Origin of the sequence: Faecalicatena orotica, assembly GCF_905197545.1 — a bacterium.
In the GTDB taxonomy this organism is placed as follows: Bacteria; Bacillota; Clostridia; order Lachnospirales; family Lachnospiraceae; genus Faecalicatena_A; species Faecalicatena_A orotica.
Genome location: NZ_CAJJZH010000006.1, coordinates 190,037 through 207,958, shown reverse-complemented (window position 1 = coordinate 207,958; position 17,922 = coordinate 190,037). Strand labels below are relative to the sequence as shown.

At 46.0% G+C, this 17,922-nt stretch carries 17 protein-coding genes; 14 read left to right on the top strand and 3 right to left on the bottom strand.

Translation table 11 applies throughout. The features are described from left to right. Positions 1 to 27 precede the first annotated feature (27 nt). Positions 28 to 1,227, bottom strand: a complete 1,200-nt coding sequence (locus ABIN22_RS14265) for an MFS transporter (RefSeq protein ID WP_346909467.1) — start codon at positions 1,225 to 1,227, stop codon at positions 28 to 30. 139 nt (positions 1,228 to 1,366) lie between these two features. Between ABIN22_RS14265 and ABIN22_RS14260 the strand changes: the two genes are divergently transcribed. Further along, positions 1,367 to 2,200, top strand: a complete 834-nt coding sequence (locus ABIN22_RS14260) for a C39 family peptidase (RefSeq protein WP_346909465.1) — start codon at positions 1,367 to 1,369, stop codon at positions 2,198 to 2,200. Here ABIN22_RS14260 and ABIN22_RS14255 read toward each other — a convergent pair. Further along, entirely contained in the window at positions 2,197 to 3,228 is a 1,032-nt protein-coding gene (locus ABIN22_RS14255) for an NAD-dependent epimerase/dehydratase family protein (RefSeq protein ID WP_346909463.1), read from the bottom strand. The genes ABIN22_RS14260 and ABIN22_RS14255 overlap by 4 nt on opposite strands. 169 nt (positions 3,229 to 3,397) lie before the next feature. Here ABIN22_RS14255 and ABIN22_RS14250 point away from each other — a divergent pair, with 169 nt between their 5' ends. Further along, positions 3,398 to 3,967, top strand: coding sequence for a TetR/AcrR family transcriptional regulator (locus ABIN22_RS14250; RefSeq protein ID WP_346909461.1), 570 nt, complete (start codon positions 3,398 to 3,400; stop codon positions 3,965 to 3,967). 25 nt (positions 3,968 to 3,992) lie between these two features. Here the strand turns inward: ABIN22_RS14250 and ABIN22_RS14245 are convergent, their stop codons facing one another. Then, positions 3,993 to 4,859 carry an AraC family transcriptional regulator gene (locus tag ABIN22_RS14245; RefSeq protein WP_346909459.1) on the bottom strand — a complete coding sequence of 289 codons (867 nt, stop codon included), beginning with the start codon at positions 4,857 to 4,859 and terminating at the stop codon, positions 3,993 to 3,995. A 110-nt stretch (positions 4,860 to 4,969) separates the two neighbouring features. Here ABIN22_RS14245 and ABIN22_RS14240 point away from each other — a divergent pair, with 110 nt between their 5' ends. The 12 genes from ABIN22_RS14240 (at position 4,970) to ABIN22_RS14185 (ending at position 17,873) form a co-directional block, all read left to right on the top strand. Continuing rightward, positions 4,970 to 5,185 carry a hypothetical protein gene (locus tag ABIN22_RS14240; RefSeq protein WP_146203269.1) on the top strand — a complete coding sequence of 72 codons (216 nt, stop codon included), beginning with the start codon at positions 4,970 to 4,972 and terminating at the stop codon, positions 5,183 to 5,185. Continuing rightward, positions 5,182 to 6,474 (top strand): ABC transporter substrate-binding protein, encoded by a 1,293-nt coding sequence (locus tag ABIN22_RS14235; protein WP_346909457.1) that lies wholly within the window; start codon positions 5,182 to 5,184, stop codon positions 6,472 to 6,474. Before ABIN22_RS14240 ends, ABIN22_RS14235 begins: the two co-directional genes overlap by 4 nt. A 15-nt stretch (positions 6,475 to 6,489) precedes the next feature. Next, positions 6,490 to 7,356, top strand: coding sequence for a carbohydrate ABC transporter permease (locus tag ABIN22_RS14230; protein WP_109730905.1), 867 nt, complete (start codon positions 6,490 to 6,492; stop codon positions 7,354 to 7,356). Then, complete coding sequence (locus tag ABIN22_RS14225) at positions 7,353 to 8,204, top strand: carbohydrate ABC transporter permease (protein WP_109730906.1); 852 nt, start codon at positions 7,353 to 7,355, stop codon at positions 8,202 to 8,204. Before ABIN22_RS14230 ends, ABIN22_RS14225 begins: the two co-directional genes overlap by 4 nt. A 78-nt stretch (positions 8,205 to 8,282) precedes the next feature. Further along, positions 8,283 to 10,499, top strand: a complete 2,217-nt coding sequence (locus ABIN22_RS14220; protein ID WP_346909648.1) for an alpha-galactosidase — start codon at positions 8,283 to 8,285, stop codon at positions 10,497 to 10,499. Then, positions 10,489 to 12,324, top strand: a complete 1,836-nt coding sequence (locus tag ABIN22_RS14215; protein WP_346909454.1) for an alpha-amylase family protein — start codon at positions 10,489 to 10,491, stop codon at positions 12,322 to 12,324. Before ABIN22_RS14220 ends, ABIN22_RS14215 begins: the two co-directional genes overlap by 11 nt. A 94-nt stretch (positions 12,325 to 12,418) precedes the next feature. Continuing rightward, positions 12,419 to 13,177 carry a polysaccharide deacetylase family protein gene (locus ABIN22_RS14210; protein ID WP_109730908.1) on the top strand — a complete coding sequence of 253 codons (759 nt, stop codon included), beginning with the start codon at positions 12,419 to 12,421 and terminating at the stop codon, positions 13,175 to 13,177. Between the two features lie 229 nt (positions 13,178 to 13,406). Further along, positions 13,407 to 13,655 (top strand): HPr family phosphocarrier protein, encoded by a 249-nt coding sequence (locus tag ABIN22_RS14205; RefSeq protein WP_109730909.1) that lies wholly within the window; start codon positions 13,407 to 13,409, stop codon positions 13,653 to 13,655. A 165-nt stretch (positions 13,656 to 13,820) separates the two neighbouring features. Continuing rightward, positions 13,821 to 15,152 carry a glutamine synthetase family protein gene (locus ABIN22_RS14200; RefSeq protein WP_346909451.1) on the top strand — a complete coding sequence of 444 codons (1,332 nt, stop codon included), beginning with the start codon at positions 13,821 to 13,823 and terminating at the stop codon, positions 15,150 to 15,152. A gap of 80 nt (positions 15,153 to 15,232) precedes the next feature. Continuing rightward, the gene (locus tag ABIN22_RS14195; protein ID WP_109730911.1) at positions 15,233 to 15,781 is read left to right on the top strand and encodes an ANTAR domain-containing response regulator; all 549 of its coding nucleotides are present in this window, start codon (positions 15,233 to 15,235) and stop codon (positions 15,779 to 15,781) included. Positions 15,782 to 15,808: 27 nt separating this feature from the next. Further along, a complete protein-coding gene (gene dapF, locus ABIN22_RS14190) occupies positions 15,809 to 16,642 on the top strand; it encodes a diaminopimelate epimerase (protein ID WP_346909449.1) in 834 nt (277 codons plus the stop codon). A gap of 16 nt (positions 16,643 to 16,658) precedes the next feature. Further along, positions 16,659 to 17,873 (top strand): LL-diaminopimelate aminotransferase, encoded by a 1,215-nt coding sequence (locus tag ABIN22_RS14185; RefSeq protein ID WP_118620004.1) that lies wholly within the window; start codon positions 16,659 to 16,661, stop codon positions 17,871 to 17,873. Positions 17,874 to 17,922 lie beyond the last annotated feature (49 nt).

The window sequence follows — 17,922 nt, the reverse complement described above, 5'->3', positions numbered from 1 at the left end:
ATTGTTTGCCAGCTGCACATCTTCTGACTAATTTGGATTCCTTTTAAGCTTAGATATAAATATACATAGAAACAGCATAGTTACTCCAGCTATTATCCAAGTAATACCAATTGAAAATACATCACCTAAAATTCCCATTAAAACGAGGGATATCCACCCTCCAACCCTTTCTGCCATTGAGTTCACAGATAGCATTGTTGCCCTATTATCCGAGTCAATATATTTATTTATCAGAGCTTTTTGAATAGGGTCAAGCACTCCAAGCAATATTTCCATACCTATAATCACCGCAAATCCCACTAAAAGATTACTATTGATAGCTGCAATTATAAATATTGAGCCAAATAATATACATATTACAAACAATGCCTGTATTCTATTATATTTTTTGTGCAGATGTTCCCATAACGCATTTCCGGCGGTCATACTGATTTTAATGAATATCCACATCCATGCCAAAACACCTAACTCTCCCCCTCCCAATTGGAGAATATAAGGTGACCAGTATGTAAATAACGGTGATATTACAAATGCTACGCCCATATTTAAAAGTAGGATCGTTTTAATCGACTCTCCCTTTCGAATCGTATCATATATTGTAATAAAACTCCCCTTTAGCTCTGATCTGACATTTATTTTGAAATTACAAGTATGAATTTTACTTTGATTCAACTGTTTGTTTCTTACCCATCGTAAAACCAATAGTGTATAAATTATAGCTGTTATCAAAGGGATAATCCAAATATACCTTAAGCCTGCTTTTGCAATAAAAGTTCCTATAACCCCTCCTAATATCATAACAAAATTTCGAATTTTAGCACTTTTAGAAAAAACTGCATCCAATTCGTTATCATCCAATTCTGCAGTATTAACTACCCAGGCTTCTAAGGCGCCCGATTGCATAGCATAGCTAATCCCCCAGAAAATCTGCCCCAATATTAGTATTGAAATATTACCAGCATACAAAAAAAGTGCCATTGAAGACGATAATGCTATACCTGATATAATTAATGCACTTTTATTTCCTCTGTTATCACTGAGTGAGCCACTTGGTATTTCAAATATAAATACAAATACATTAAATACGCTTGTAATAATATTTGTAACAAATTTACTATAACCCAAATCATAAAAGTATAAAATATAAGTGGCCCCAATGATTCCAGAATGTAAGTAAAATAATGTTTCGAGAATAATATATCTATCGCATACTCTTTTCTTGCTCATACAGACAATTCCCCCTTCTCTGAGCCATTATTTTTCCATCTGGCAATGCCCGTGTAATAACCTGATTATAAAATAAGCCTGCATAGAGTACAACCCCTGCCGATTATAATAGTTATAAGAAGCAAAAATCAGAGTGCATATGTCAGAATTCAGGAGAGACGGCGGGCACAGGATGCAGCTGGTCAGACTCGCTTTTTATATAAGTATTGCGGTGCTCAGTATTTTTTACACGAAGGCGGTTCATATGGATAAACATGCACAATCACGGATTGCGGCGGCAGGAAACGGCGGGGAGGAAGAAAATGATCAATCTGGTGCAGGAGGCAGTTATATGGACGGTGGGAAAAAGGGTGCTTCTTCCGGGACGGGGGAGACAGACAGGATAATAATGGTTCCTTTTATGAATCAGAATGACTACCCGACAGGATGTGAGAGCGTGACTTCGGTGATGGCGCTGTCGTATGCAGGGGTTGACATTACTGTGGATGAATTTATAGACCAGTATCTGAGGATTGGGAAATATTACTGGAAGGACGGGCAATATTACGGGAACAGTCCTTATTATTATTTTATCGGTGATCCGAGGGGAAATGGTTTTGGCTGCTTTGCCCCGGTGATACATGATGCGCTTGTGGAGGCGGCGGGAGGAGAACGGGTGAAGGACCTGACAGGGATGACACTGCAGAATATATGCAGAGAATATATCGGCAATGGAATCCCTGTGATCCTCTGGGCCACGATTGGTATGCAGCCGAGCTATGAAGGACGCAGCTGGACCATTCTGGAGACTGGAAAAGAGTATATCTGGCCGGCAGAAGAACACTGTCTCCTGCTTGTCGGTGTGGATCGTGAGTACTATTATTTTAATGACCCACTGGAAAAGTCCGGGGGGACCAGATATGAGAAAGCGTTAGTAGAAGAGCGTTACCGGGAGATGGGCAGCCAGGCGCTGGCTGTGCTGCCCGGGAGTTAACGTTTCTCTTTCTTCATCTGCCGGATCATGTCGGCTATGGTCTGGTGCAGGGGGCGGGGATGATATCCCAGCTCTCTGCTTGCTTTTTCGTGTGAAAAGTTCCCGTTGGATGTTAGTGTATACATGGCATATGGTGTGAAAACAGGTGTTTTTTTCCAGCATTTGTAGTGCAGCTGTGCAAAAGGCGCCGCACATTTGGCGATCCATGCGGGGAGGAAGATCCGTGGCCTTTTCTGTCCGGTAGCTGCTGAGAGTTCCCCGAAGAGTTCTTTAAGCGTGACAAACCGGTTGCAGAGGATGTAGCACTCTCCAGATTTTCCTTTCTGGGAGGCCTTGATTACTCCGGATGCGACATCGCGCACGTCGACAAAATCATATCCGCCGCGTACCGCTACAGGCATCCCCTTCTGTGTATAATGGGCGATCATGTGAAGCATGCTGCCGGAAGGGTGTCTGGCAGGTCCGATAATGCCGGACGGATGTACCACCACGGCATCAAGTCCGCGTTTTGTACTGTCCAAAACGTATTGGGTTGCTTCTGCTTTTGTCTTGGCATAGAAGCCCGTTACGTCGTCAGGGGAGAAAGTCCTGATCTCAGATATAATTGTCTGGTCCGGTGTTTCGGGGATAGCGTGGACACTGCTGACATAGACCAGACGCTTTACATGGTGGCGGATACAGGCGTCTACGACATTCTTCGTTCCGCCCACATTTACGGAATACACGGCAGGGGTCGGGCCGCCGTAGATGGAAATGAGGCCTGCACAGTGGATCAGCACGATACCGGGCTTCCCGGTGGAGGCTTCATGCAGATTTTCTGATGCCGCAGTAAACAGCATTTCCATTGTTTCCGGATCACGGACATCCCCTGCGATATAGGAAAGTCCTGGGGGAGGGTCCGGTACATCCTGCAATTCATCCGGCAGGATGAGGCCCAGGACGGGATATCCCTGTTTCAAAAGTCCGGCTGCTATATGGCTGCCGAGGTGTCCGGCAGCTCCGGTTACGATATATTGTGTGTGTTTCATGATAAGCGCCTCCTTGGTTCTGAATAAATGGTTACTGTTTACGGATATACAACACGGCGTTGCTTTCTGTTCTTACTTAAAATATAATAAAGTCAGAGTAAGTTGACAACCATCAGATTTTTGTGAAACGTAAGTTAGACAACAGATTAGAAAGAAGTGTTGATTGTTTATGAAAAATTCAGATTTGGACAGGCGTGTCAGGTACACGAGGAATATGATACGGCACAGTTTTCTTAAGCTTCTGTCGGAAAAACCGCTGGGGAAGATTACTGTGAAAGAGATCTGTGGGATGGCAGATATTAACCGGGCGACTTTTTATGCCCATTATGAGGATGTATATGATCTGCTGGACAAGATTGAGGAGGAGTTTTACCGGGATGTGCAGGATTCCGCCAGCAATATGGTGCAGGAGGACTATACGGGAATACTGCCTATAGAGATTCTTAAGAAGATCAGGGAAAATGAAGAACTCTGCAGGGCGATGTTCGGAAAATACGGGGATAAGGAGTTCTTACGGAAGCTGATGTATTTTGCGGAGGAGGATTCATTGGGGGACTGGAAAAAGCTGTACCCGGATATAGGGGAGGAGAAACTGGAATGGCTGTATGGATTTATCGTCAACGGCTGTGCAGGCATCATACAGAAGTGGGCAGAGAGCGGATTTCAGGCAGAGCCTGAGGATATGGCCCGGTTTATGGCACAGATGTTCCGGTCATGCGTAAAGGGGATGGAAACATAGGCTGTGCCATGAGCGGGGCAAGGTGTCATTGACTGGAATCCTGCCGGATTAACTGGTTCTGGTTTCTCCAGCTTCGCGGAGAGAGCCCGTATACATTTTTGAAAGCCCTTGAGAAATGCAGCTGATTTGCGTAGCCAACCGCATTGCTGATATCACCGATAGAAAGTGTGGTGAGCTTCAGCAGTTCAGCTGCTTTTGCCATGCGGTAGTTCAGCAGGAATTCCTGAGGGGATTTTCCCACTGTATCTTTGAAGATCTTTCCGAAATAGCTCCTGTTCAGGCCGCATGTTGTAGCAATATCCTCGACGGAGATGTCATTCTGGAAGTTCTGCTCGATAAAAGCGAGTGCTTCGCGTATATAAAAGTCACGCAGCCGCCCGCCCTGGTTGAGGTGCATGGAGGCGGCCGAGCGGGTCAGAAAGTCCAGAAACAGAAATAAGTGCCCGATCAGATGAAACGGAGCCGCGTCTCCGTGCTGGGCAATGTATAGCATTTCGTTCATCATATCCTGACGCAGGTCCTTTGAATGCGCGTGGTAGACGGGATTATCACGGCCAAGTCCTGCGATTTCTATGGCTTCCTTCACACGGAGCCCGTCAAATTCAAGCCAGACATATTCCCAGGGATATTCTGCATCGGAAATATAGGTGTTGATCTGCTGCGGAAAGATCATGAACCCCTGACCGCTTTTTACCTGATAAGTCTGTGTCATACCTTTCGCATCATCTGCCATCAGTGTACCGGTTCCCGAGATGACATAGTGGAACAGAAAATGGTTGCGGGCAGCCGGTCCGTAAGAATGTGCCGGGGCGCAGTGTTCCCAGCCGAACTGGTAGAGGCTTAAGTCTATGAAATTTTCATTCGGAAATACAGAAAATAAAATATCACTCATGATACCTGGCTCCTTTCGGGATGGGATGTTTTTTTCATTATATACCATAATGCAAGGTGACTTCAAATTATTTTCCTAAATATTGCATAAAGGTATAAAAAGGCAAATATATGGATATTTATAGACGCATAATGAGATGTTATAATATAGTTAATCCAAAAAAAGGATGGTTTGAAGGGTGCCGGCAGTATTTAAACCATGCAAAAAGATATGAAAGGGAAGAGAAAAAGGAGAACATGAAAACAGTTGTACTGAGGAAAAGGTCGGTATGTCAGGAACTGGAAACACATAAGTGGGTTATCTTTGAAAGGAGTAGTGGCAGATGAAAAGAAGAAGTGTAAGACGATTAAGCCTGCTCACGGCGGGTACCATGCTGGCGGCCCTTGCCCTTACCGGATGCCAGTCCGGTGAGAAAAACAGCGGAAAAGTAGAAATTGAACTGGTACAGTACAAACCGGAAGCCGTAGAGGTTTTTAAGGAGCTTGAGGAAGAATTCAATGCATCACATGATGATATCCATCTGACGATTGATTCGCCAAATGAAGCAATGACAATTCTGAAGACCAGATTCGTAAGGGAAGACATTCCGGATATTATCGGCATCGGAGGGGATATTAATTATTCCTATTTTCTGGATTCCGATATGCTGGCAGATATCTCGGATTATGAAGGGCTAAGCGATATCAAGCCTGCTTATCAGGACATTCTGAAAGCCCTCGAGTTTGTACCGGAGGAAGGTGTTTACGGAGTCCCTTATGTGGCAAATGCCGCCGGAGTGCTTTATAACAGGGAGATGTTTGAGGAACACGGATGGGAGATCCCGGAAAACTGGGAAGAATTCACGGCCCTGTGTGAAGAGATAGAAGCAGCCGGAATCCGCCCGCTTTCCTTTGGTTTTAAGGACACGTGGACTTGTCTGGCACCGTGGAATGCATTGGCAGTGGATCTGGCTCCGGCAGATGTGTGCAGTCAGGTCAACAAAGGGGAAACGAAATTTAAGGATGAGTACCGGGAGGTTTCTGAGAAAATGCTGGAACTTCTGGATTACGGTCCGGAGGACCCGTTCGCATATGGATATAACGATGCATGTACCGCGTTCGCAAATGGAGAGTCTGCGATGTACACGATCGGGAGTTATGCAGTGCCGCAGATTAAATCAGTGAACCCGGATATGGATATTGATTCCTTCGTGATGCCGGGGAGCAGCGAGGCAGACGAGAATGTGCTGAATTCAGGTGTGGATTTACAATTCTGTGTGATGGAAGACAGTGAAAATAAAGAAGCGGCGTATGAGGTTCTTGACTTTCTTTTGAAGGATGAAAATGTGCAGAAATATCTCGACGAGCAGAACGCGGTTCCGTGTAAAGAGGGCGATTTCGATCTGGCTCCGATGCTGGACGGGGTAAAGTCCTTCATAGAGGAAGGCAGGATGACAGATTACCAGGATCACTATTACCCGAGTGAAATGGCGGTCGATGCACAGATACAAACGTTCCTGCTCAAACAGGATACAGATGCGTTCCTGAAGAAGTTTGATACGGACTGGTTGAGATATAACAGGGATATCATCCGTAAGGTAGAAGATTATGAAGCAAACAAGGGTTCTTCAAAATAGGGAGGAGAGGGAACTATGAGGAAAATGAATAACAGGAAGCTGACATTTCTGCTGATTACAATACCCATCCTGGCACTGTTTTTCTGTTTTAACACACTGCCTTTGATAAAGGGTGTTATTTACAGTTTTACAAATTATAAAGGTTATGGCGCCTATGACTGGGTAGGGATTCGAAACTATGTCGATCTGTTCCAGGACGTGAGGGTTGGTAAATCATACCTGTTCACGTTTAAGCTGGCGATTGTAACGACTATCGTGGTCAATATTATCAGTCTTCTGCTGGCACTTGGACTAAACAGCAAGATCAAGGGAAAGAGTGCACTGCGCGGTCTGTATTTTATACCGAAGATTTTAGGTGCACTGGTTGTAGGTTACATTTTCAATTACTTTTTTACATATATCCTTCCCGTCATAGCAAAGGCTCTTACGGGAAACGGGGCAAGCATGCTGTCAAGCACGAAATGGGCATGGGTTGCAATTATGATTGTCTGTGCATGGCAGGCGATTGCGATGAACACGATTATTTATATTTCGGGCCTGCAGACGGTGCCGGAGGATGTGTACGAGGCGGGCGCGATTGACGGGGCAACAGGTTTCCAGAAGTTCAAAAGCCTGACATTCCCCCTGATTCTTCCATTTTTTACGATTAACATGGTCCTCTGTATGAAAGATTTCCTGATGGTATTTGACCAGATCATGTCATTGACAAAAGGCGGGCCTGCACAGAGTACAGAATCTATCTCCTACCTGATTTACAACAACGGTATGAGCGGCGGGCAGTTTGGATTCCAGAGTGCGAATGCAGTAATTTTCTTTATTGTGATCGTATTTATTTCCGTATTCCAGATGAATTTCTTAGGAAAGAAGGAGGAGCAGTTATGATGGGCGCTAAGGTAAAAGTAAAAGAAAAAACGAACTGGCCGGTTACGATTATGCTGATCGTGGGCCTGATTACAGTTGCATTTCCGATGTACTTAACGATCGTAATTGCATTCAAGCAGCCTTCGGAAATGACGAACAGTATTTCGGGAATCTTATCCCTGCCGAAATCATGGAGTTTTGCTAATTTTGCCGAGGCAATGCGGGTCACAGACTTCTGGCATTCCCTTGGAAACAGTATCCTGATTACACTGGCTACTGTACTTATATCTATTGTGATTCATTCTCTGATCGGGTATGCGATTGGTAGAAACAAGACACACAGTAAATTTTATAATTTTGCGTATTTATATATTGTCAGCGGAATGTTCGTACCGTTTGCGATCCTGATGATGCCCCTGGTAAAGCAGACGGCGCAGCTTAGAATCGCGAATTGGTTTGGTGTTATTATTCTCTATGTAGTGTTCTATATGCCTATGAATGTGCTTCTGTATACCGGATACCTGAAAAATATCCCGGTTGCACTCGAGGAAGCGGCACGTGTGGACGGGGCGAGTACATGGAGAACCTACTGGAAGATCATTTTCCCGATCATGAAGCCTATGCATGCAACAGTGGCTGTACTCACGGCGCTGGGAACATGGAATGACGTTATGACACCTCTTGTTATTATGTCGGGAAGCGGAAAGAATACACTGCCACTGGCACAGTTGAATTTCCAGACACAGTTCGGTACGAATTACAATCTGGCATTTGCATCCTATCTGCTGGCATTGCTGCCAATCCTGATCTTCTACATCATCTGCCAGAAGCAGATTCTGAATGGTGTTGTAAACGGGGCTGTGAAGTAGATACTGTAAAACCAGGAATTGTATGGATGCAGAAGGAAATGTAGAATGAAAAACTGTAACGGGAAAAGGAGCGGCATCATGGGAATTACATTTGACGAAAAGAATAAGACGTTTACACTGCATACAAAATCTGCGATGTATCAGATGCAGGTTGATAAATATGGTTTTTTACTTCATCTTTACTATGGAAAAAAGGTACAGGGGTGCATGGATTATCTTCTGACATATTATGACAGGGGATTCTCCGGGAATCCCTATGATGCGGGAAATGACAGGACATATTCGATGGATGCGCTGCCGCAGGAGTTCCCCTGTGCCGGGAATGGGGACTACCGGACGCCTGCCCTGATTTTGAAAAACAGGGCAGGGACTTATGGCTGTGATCTTCGCTATAAGAGATACCAGATTTCGAGGGGAAAGTATGGCCTGAAAGGGCTTCCGGCTGTTTACGCGGGCGAAGACGAGGCTGAGACACTAAAGATTGAGCTGGAGGACCAGAATCAGGGGATTGCGGTAACACTGCTGTACGGGGTGCTGCCGGAGCCGGACATTATCACGCGGAGCGTGGTGATTTGTAATCATGGGTGTGGTGAAAACGGTGTGCCGGAAACGATTTTTCTGGAGAAGGTCCAGTCGGCCTGTCTGGATTTTGTGACCGGAAATTATGATTTTATCAGTTTTTACGGGCGGCATGCAATGGAACGGAATTTCCAGAGGGTTCCGGTTGCTCATGGGAGCCAGATGATCGGAAGCAGGAGGGGCACATCGAGCCATCAGTATAATCCGATGATGATTCTGGCAGATAAGGAAGCCACGGAAGATTCCGGAAACTGCTATGCGATGTCTTTTGTATACAGCGGGGGCTTTCAGGGTGAGGTTGAGAAAGACCAGTATAACCAGACCCGTGCAGTTCTGGGGCTTCAGGGCGAACAGTTTTCCTACCCGCTGGAGCCGGGAGAAGTATTTTACGCGCCTGAGGTGATCCTGACATACAGCGGCAGCGGACTGAATCGTTTGTCGCAGAATCTGCACACCTGCATCCGAAAACATATCTGCCGCGGGAAATACAGAGATGCGGTGCGGCCTGTTCTGGTAAACAGCTGGGAGGCAGCGTATTTTGATTTTAACGGCGATACGATCTGTGAGTTGGCAAAACATGCGGCCGATGTGGGAATTGAACTGCTTGTCATGGATGACGGCTGGTTTGGCAGCCGTGATGACGACAACAGGGGGCTTGGCGACTGGAAAGTGAACGAGGATAAGCTTGGCGGCACGCTGGGAGAGTTAATTGGGAAAATAAACGCGCTGGGCGTCAAGTTTGGTATTTGGATCGAGCCGGAGATGGTCAATGAGGACAGCGAGCTGTACAGGACCCACCCTGACTGGGCCTTTACAGTACCGGGCAGAAAGCCGCAGAGGTCCAGAAACCAGCTGGTACTGGATTTTTCCAGAAAAGAGGTCGTGGACGCAGTCTACGGGCAGATCTGTGGGATACTGGATCAGGGAAATATTGAGTATGTCAAATGGGATATGAACCGGAGCATTGCGGATGTTTATTCCGCGGCGGCAGAAAACCAGGGGAAGGTAATGTATGACTATATACTCGGACTGTATGATTTCCTTGAAAGGCTGTCCACCCGGTACCCGGATATTCTGATCGAGGGATGCAGCGGAGGGGGCGGACGTTTTGACGCAGGAATGCTGTACTACACACCGCAGATCTGGTGCAGTGATAATACCGATGCCATTGACAGAGTAAGGATCCAGTACGGAACCTCATTCGGGTACCCGGTATCCGCCGTGGGCTCACACGTATCCGCATGCCCAAACCACCAGACAGGAAGGCATACTTCCATGAAGACGAGGGCTGTCACGGCAATGGCCGGAACCTTCGGTTATGAACTGGACCTGTGCAGACTGACGGAAACAGAAAAAGAGGAAGTCAGAGAACAGATAAAAGATTATCACAAATATGCAGAATTGATCCAGAACGGAACATATTACAGACTGAGCAATCCGTTCGAAGAAGAGGCTGGGGCATGGGAATTTCTGGCAGAGGACAAGGGTGAGGTGCTCGTAAATGTCGTCATGCTGGCGAAACACGGCAATATGACAGTCAATTATGTACGGCTGCGCGGGCTGGATGAAGGAGCCATGTACAAAGACGAAAACAGCGGGGCAGTGTACAGTGGAAGCGCCCTGACAGAAGCCGGGATGCCATTACCGGTGGAATTGGGGGAATATTTAGCTTATCAGATACATCTGGTTCGGGAGGAAGCAGGACATGACAGTTGATGAAAGATACAGACAACGGATGGACAGACACCATGATGAATTGAAATGGCTTTATATGGAGCTATATGGAAACGATGATATGTTTTTTGAATTATGCAGCCAGATGTACAGCTTTTACCAGGGCCGGAGGCAAAGCCTGAAAAGGCTCGACAGGAAGAGGGAAAACAATCCTTCCTGGTATAGGGGAAATGACATGCTTGGCATGATGCTGTATATTGACCAGTTTGCCGGGAACCTGAAAGGGGTGGGGGAGAAGCTGGATTACCTGAAGGAATGTAATGTCAGCTGTGTCCACCTCATGCCATTTCTGGATTCCCCGGAGGGGAGGTCTGACGGCGGCTATGCAGTGGCAGATTTCCGCAGGGTAAAACCATCGCTTGGTACGATGGAAGATCTGGAGATTCTGGCCGATGAGTGCCATAAGGACCAGATAAGCCTTTGCATGGACTTTGTTATGAACCATACATCAGAGGACCATATCTGGGCGCAGCGCGCACGCTCTGGTGACGGGGAATATATGAGCCGGTATTTCTTTTATGATAATTATGAGATTCCGCGAGAATATGAAAAGACAGTGCCGCAGGTATTTCCGGTGACAGCTCCGGGGAATTTTACATATCTGCCCGAAACGGGACATCATGTGCTGACAACGTTTTATCCGTATCAGTGGGACCTAAATTACTCCAACCCACGTGTGTTTAATGAGATGATGTACAATTTCCTGTATCTGGCAAACCGGGGGATGGATGTGATACGGATTGATGCGGTGCCGTACATCTGGAAATCACTTGGGACATCATGCCGGAATCTGCCGCAGGTCCATACAATTGTCCGTATGATGCGGATGATAAGCGAGATCGTCTGCCCGGGTGTCGTGCTCTTAGGGGAAGTCGTGATGGAGCCAGAAAAAGTGGTTCCTTACTTCGGCACCGTGGATAAGCCGGAATGCCATATGCTGTACAATGTAACGACAATGGCGACAACCTGGAACTCAGTGGCCACGCGGGATGTCAGGCTCCTGAAAATGCAGTTAAATACGATTAGCCGGCTCCCGAAAGAATATACCTTCCTGAACTATCTCAGATGCCACGATGATATAGGCTGGGGGCTGGACTATGATACATTAAAATACTGGGGTATGAGAGAGGTGCCGCATAAAAAGTTCCTGAATGACTACTTTACAGGAAGAACTGAGGGCAGTGTAAGCAGGGGGGAATTGTATAACGAAGACCTTGTGACAGGTGATGCAAGATTCTGCGGAACAACAGCATCCATGTGCGGGATAGAAAGCGCCGGTTTCGAGGGGAATGAGGGGAAAATGGAGCAGGCTGTCAGAAAAGACCTGATGCTTCATGCCTATATGTTCATGCAGTCCGGCATTCCTATGCTTTACAGCGGTGACGAAATCGGGCAGGTCAATGACTACACCTATAAAGAAGATCCCGCAAAAAGAGAAGACTCCCGCTACATACACCGTGGGAAATTCCACTGGGAGCTTGTGGAAAACTGCGGGGATACAGACACCATACAGGGAAAAATATTTCAGGGACTGAGCAGGCTTGAACATATACGCAGACAAGAAAACGTATTCGGTGCAGATGCAGAAATGCAGGTGATAGAAACAGGAGACGATTCCGTATTGTGTATACAAAGAACAAAAGGAAGAGACACAATCATTGGAATTTTCAATTTTCATGATACCGAGAAAACAGTTCATATCATCTTGCCCGGAACCTACAGAAACCTGCTAAACGGGGAAATCATGGGACTTCAGGATGTCAGACTGCCCGGAAGCGGGTTTGTCTGGACAAAGTTAGTCGAATAAAACTTGAGAAAATTCTGAAAATGGAGAGCAAAGGGGTCTGACCCCTTTGCTCTTTCGCATATACTGTACTAACGATATATGCTCAGGAGTTTTTATGAGAAGAAGATTTTTTAAAGTAAGTCTGGGAACTTTTCTGGCGGTTATGCTGCTGGGCTGTTCATTTAAGTATCTTTCCGGCTATGTAACGGTATCCAGCAATGTCAGCGGCAGGGAACTCCCTATTTATTCTGTAGAGACGAATGAAAAGAAGGCGGCTCTGACATTTGATGCAGCATGGGGAAATGAGGACACGCAGAAGATTCTGGATATTCTGGAAAAGGAGAAGATCCATGTCACGTTTTTCGCAACCGGCGGCTGGGTGGAGCAGTATCCGGATGATGTGAAGGCTATACTGGCAGCAGGACATGATCTGGGCAATCACAGTGAGAGCCATAAGAATATGAGCCAATTGTCAAAGGAGGAACAGAAAAAGGAAATTATGACAGTACATAATAAGGTGAAAGAACTTACAGGATATGAAATGAAACTTTTCCGGCCTCCGTACGGGGATTATGATAATACTGTCATTAAGACGGTGCAGGAATGCGGATATTATCCGATTCAGTGGGATGTGGACAGTCTTGACTGGAAGGATTATGGCAGACAGAGCGTCATTGATACAATACTTGGCAATAAAGCGCTCCAAAATGGCTCCATTATTCTGTGCCACAATGGGGCAAAATACACGGCAGAAGCACTGGAGGAGGTGATTAAGGGACTGAAAAAGCAGGGATTTGAGATCGTACCGGTGTCGGAACTTATCTATAAAGACGGATACCATCTGGATGCGTCAGGAAGACAGATTAAAAATTAAATATTGCTCTTAGGATATAACAGCTGTGTATCTACCGGAATATGGAGCATGAGAAGTGGTTAGAAAGTGCTGAATTACATTAAAAAATATCGTAAATATCGTTAATTTTTACACTATTCTTTTCCGCATAATTAGTGTACAATATTAAACCGTGGCGACTATTGCCAGTAACTAAATAATTTCCATCAGGATAGATGGAATACTCTAAGATATTCAGGAGGGAACAGCCATGCCGGGGGAAACTTTGACATTAAATGCAGTAAGAGTGGGATTTTCAAATGTAAACGAGATTCAGGAATTTGTGCAGACAATCAAGGATTATAGAGGAGACCTTGATCTTGTTCAGGGGAGAATGGTTGTAGATGCCAAGTCGATCCTCGGAATCTGCAGTCTCAATATGCAGGAAGAGATGGAACTTCAGGTACATAGCGGAGATTTTGACAGACTTAGAGAGAAGATTTATAAATTCACAAGATAAAAGGATGTCAGTTACATCAGGATATGTGATCGGCATACACGAGAATATATAACCGGGAATTGACATTTTTAAAACAGATAGTTATAATAGGACGAAACAAGGGCGTTTTTCTTTAGAGGAAGAGCGCCCATTTTTATATTGTACTTTCAGGCAGGAGGGATAAAGATGTATAATTATACGAAAAAAGATATCCTGAATATGGCGGAGGAAGAGGATGTAGGATTCATCCGTCTCCAGTTTACTGATATCTATGGAACAATGAAAAATATGGCAGTCACGATGAACCAGCTTAAGAAAGCACTGGACAATAAGTGCATGTTTGATGGATCTTCTATTGAAGGTTTTTCAAGGATCGAGGAATCCGACATGTACCTGTATCCAGATCTTGACACGTTTGCAATCTTCCCCTGGAGGCCGCAGCAGGGAAAAGTGGCAAGGTTTATCTGCGATGTGCGGCGGCCGGATGGGACACCTTACGAGAGCGACCCGAGATATGTATTGAAAAAGGTTGTGCGGGAAGCTGCGGAAATGGGATATACTATGAATGCAGGACCGGAATGTGAGTTCTTTTTATTTCACACAAATGATGACGGGCTGCCTACGACAATTACTCATGAGCAGGGCAGCTACTTCGATGTAGGCCCGCTGGATTTTGGCGAAAATGCAAGACGGGATATGGTGCTGACACTCGAGGATATGGGGTTTGAGATAGAAACGTCCCATCACGAAATCGCCCCTGCACAGCATGAGATCGATTTCCGCTATGACGAAGCGCTTGCAACGGCAGATAATATCATGACTTTTAAGATGGTAGTCAAGACGATCGCGAAACGCCACGGGCTCCATGCGACCTTTATGCCAAAACCAAAGATCGAGGTCAACGGTTCCGGAATGCATATCAATCTTTCTCTGGCAAAGGACGGGAAAAATATTTTTCAGGACAGCACTGATCAAAATGGGCTGAGCAGGGAAGCCTATTATTTTATGGGCGGACTGATGAAACATATGAAAGCGATCACATGCATTACGAACCCGACCGTGAACTCTTACAAACGTTTTGTGCCCGGATATGAGGCTCCGGTTTATATGACATGGTCTGCTAAGACGAGGGAGCCGCTTATCCGGATTCCTTCCATGCGGGGGGATGGTACAAGGATAGAACTGAGAAGTCCCGACCCGTCGGCGAACCCATATCTTGCGCTGGCGGTTCTGCTTGCCGCCGGCATGGACGGGATAAAAAACGAAATCATGCCGCCGGAAAGTGTGGATGCCGACGTACAGTCCATGACGGATGAGGAGAAAAAACGTCTGAACATAGAAGCGCTTCCGAAAAACCTGATGGAGGCGGTCAGCGAGCTGGAAAAAGACACCTTTATCCAGGATGTGCTCGGAGCTGACCTGACTGCCAAACTGATAGAGACGCATAAAAATGAGTATCATGAATACTGCATGCAGGTGACAGAATGGGAAATCAACAATTACCTCCATAAGTTATAAAATTTGTCTGTAACAGATAGGAAACCTGTCAGATTATGGCGGGAAAACCGGAAACAAAGGGACAGGAGGTGTGCTGAAGTGTGGGCAGTATTGTAGTTGTATTTCCGAAAAAAGAAACGGCAGTTAATATCCGCAATGTTTTAATGCGGGGTGGAATCGAAGTTGCCGGTATCTGCACAACCGGTGCCCAGACGCTCCAGTTTGCGGATAATCTGGAAGAGGGGATTATCATATGTGGATATAAGATGCAGGATATGTTATATTCAGAATTGAGGGAATGCCTCCCGGAGAACTTCGAAGTCCTTTTAATTGCCTCTGCGGACAAATGGGGGCAGGGTCTTGTAAAAGGTGTAATCGGGCTCCCTATGCCGATCAAAGTATATGATTTACTGAATACGATAGAAATGATGCTTCAGAACATGCAGCGCCGGCGCCGGAAGAGGCGGGAAGCGGCAAAAAACAGAAATGCGGCGCAGCAGCAGGTCATAGATCAGGCAAAGTCATTGCTGATGGAACGCAATCAAATGACGGAAGAAGAGGCACACCGGTATCTGCAGAAATGCAGTATGGACAGCGGAACCAATATGCCGGAGACCGCGCGTATGGTTCTGACAATCATGGAAGAATAACCAAAAGGGATGAAGGAGAACAGGAAAATGAAGTTTACAAAAATGCAGGGACTGGGCAATGATTATGTCTATGTGAATGGATTTGAGGAAAAGATAGAAAATCCGTCTGAACTGGCAGTGAAAGTCAGCGACCGGCATTTCGGAATCGGCTCAGACGGGCTAATACTGATTAATCCGTCCAAGGTGGCTGATTTTGAAATGGAGATGTACAATGCGGATGGGTCCAGAAGCGAAATGTGCGGCAATGGAATCCGCTGTGTGGCAAAATATGTTTATGATTATGGCCTGACCGATAAAACACAGATATCAGTCGAGACACTGGGCGGGATCAAATATCTGGACCTGACAATTGATAATGGAAAAGCGGTCCGAATTAAAGTCGATATGGGAAAACCAATTCTGGAGCCGGCAAAGATACCGGTTGTATCTGAAGGGGATATTGTTCTGGATGAGCCGATTCTAGTTGACGGAACAGAATACCGAATGACAGCAGTGTCTATGGGGAACCCTCATACAGTCGTTTATATGGATGATATTGAGCATCTGGAGATCGAAAAGACAGGGCCTAAGTTTGAAAATCACGAACGCTTTCCAAACCGCGTTAATACCGAGTTTGTAAAGGTTCTGGACAGACATACCGTGCAGATGCGGGTATGGGAAAGAGGTTCAGGAGAAACACTTGCATGCGGAACCGGTGCATGTGCTGTTGCTGTTGCGTGTATCCTCAATGGTCTGACGGAAGATAAGGTTACAGTGAAGCTTCTCGGCGGTGACCTTCTGATCGAGTGGGACAAGGAGAAAGACACTGTATACATGACCGGTCCGGCGGAAGTCGTTTTCGAAGGAGAATGGAATCAATAAAGCAAAGGAGGAAGTTATGTTTAAGATCAATGACAATTACTTGAAATTACCAGGCAGCTATCTGTTTTCAACGATCGCAAAAAAAGTGAATGCATATACAGAGGCAAACCCGGATAAATCTATTATCCGTCTGGGGATCGGGGATGTCACACAGCCTCTGGCCCCTGCAATTATCGAATCCCTGCACAGTGCAGTAGACGAAATGGGGAACGCAGAGACATTTCACGGATACGCGCCGGATCTTGGGTATGAATTCTTAAGAAGCGCAATGGCAAAAAATGATTATCAGGCACGCGGCTGTGACATAGCAGCAGACGAAGTATTTATTTCAGATGGTGCAAAGTGTGATTCCGGAAACATTCAGGAGATCTTCAGCACTGACAATAAAATAGCAGTATGTGATCCCGTCTATCCTGTCTATGTAGATACAAATGTGATGGCCGGACGAACCGGGATTTACAATGCAAAAACAGAAACATGGAGTGATGTCATCTATATGCCATGCACTGCAGACACCAATTTTGCCCCGGAACTTCCGAAAGAAACACCGGATCTTATTTATCTGTGTTTCCCGAATAACCCGACTGGATCCACTTTGACAAAATCACAGCTTCAGGACTGGGTAGATTATGCAAACAGGGTGGGGGCAGTCATCATCTACGACGCCGCATATGAGGCTTATATCTCCGAGGAGAATGTGCCGCATACCATTTACGAATGCGAAGGTGCAAGGACGTGTGCAATTGAACTGAGAAGTTTCTCCAAGAACGCCGGTTTTACAGGCGTACGCCTTGGTGCAACGATCATTCCAAAAGACCTGAAGTGTGGCGAAGTAACCCTGCACTCCCTCTGGGCAAGAAGACACGGCACAAAATACAACGGCGCCCCCTATATCGTTCAGAAAGCAGGAGAAGCAGTATACTCCGAAAAAGGCAGAAAACAACTGAAAAAACAGATAGCATACTATATGAATAACGCGAAAATCATCTATCACGGATTAAAAGATGCCGGGTATAACGTCTCCGGAGGTGTCAATGCACCATACATCTGGTTAGAGACACCCGAAGGAATGAGTTCCTGGGATTTCTTCGATTACCTGCTCGAGAAGGCCAATGTGGTAGGCACACCGGGCTCAGGATTCGGCCCAAGCGGAGAAGGATACTTCAGACTGACCGCATTCGGCAGTTACGAAAACACATTGGCGGCGATGGAACGAATCAAGGCACTGTAAAGCAGATGGGCTTTAAAGGGGTCTGACCCTTTTGAAGCCCGTTTTCAGA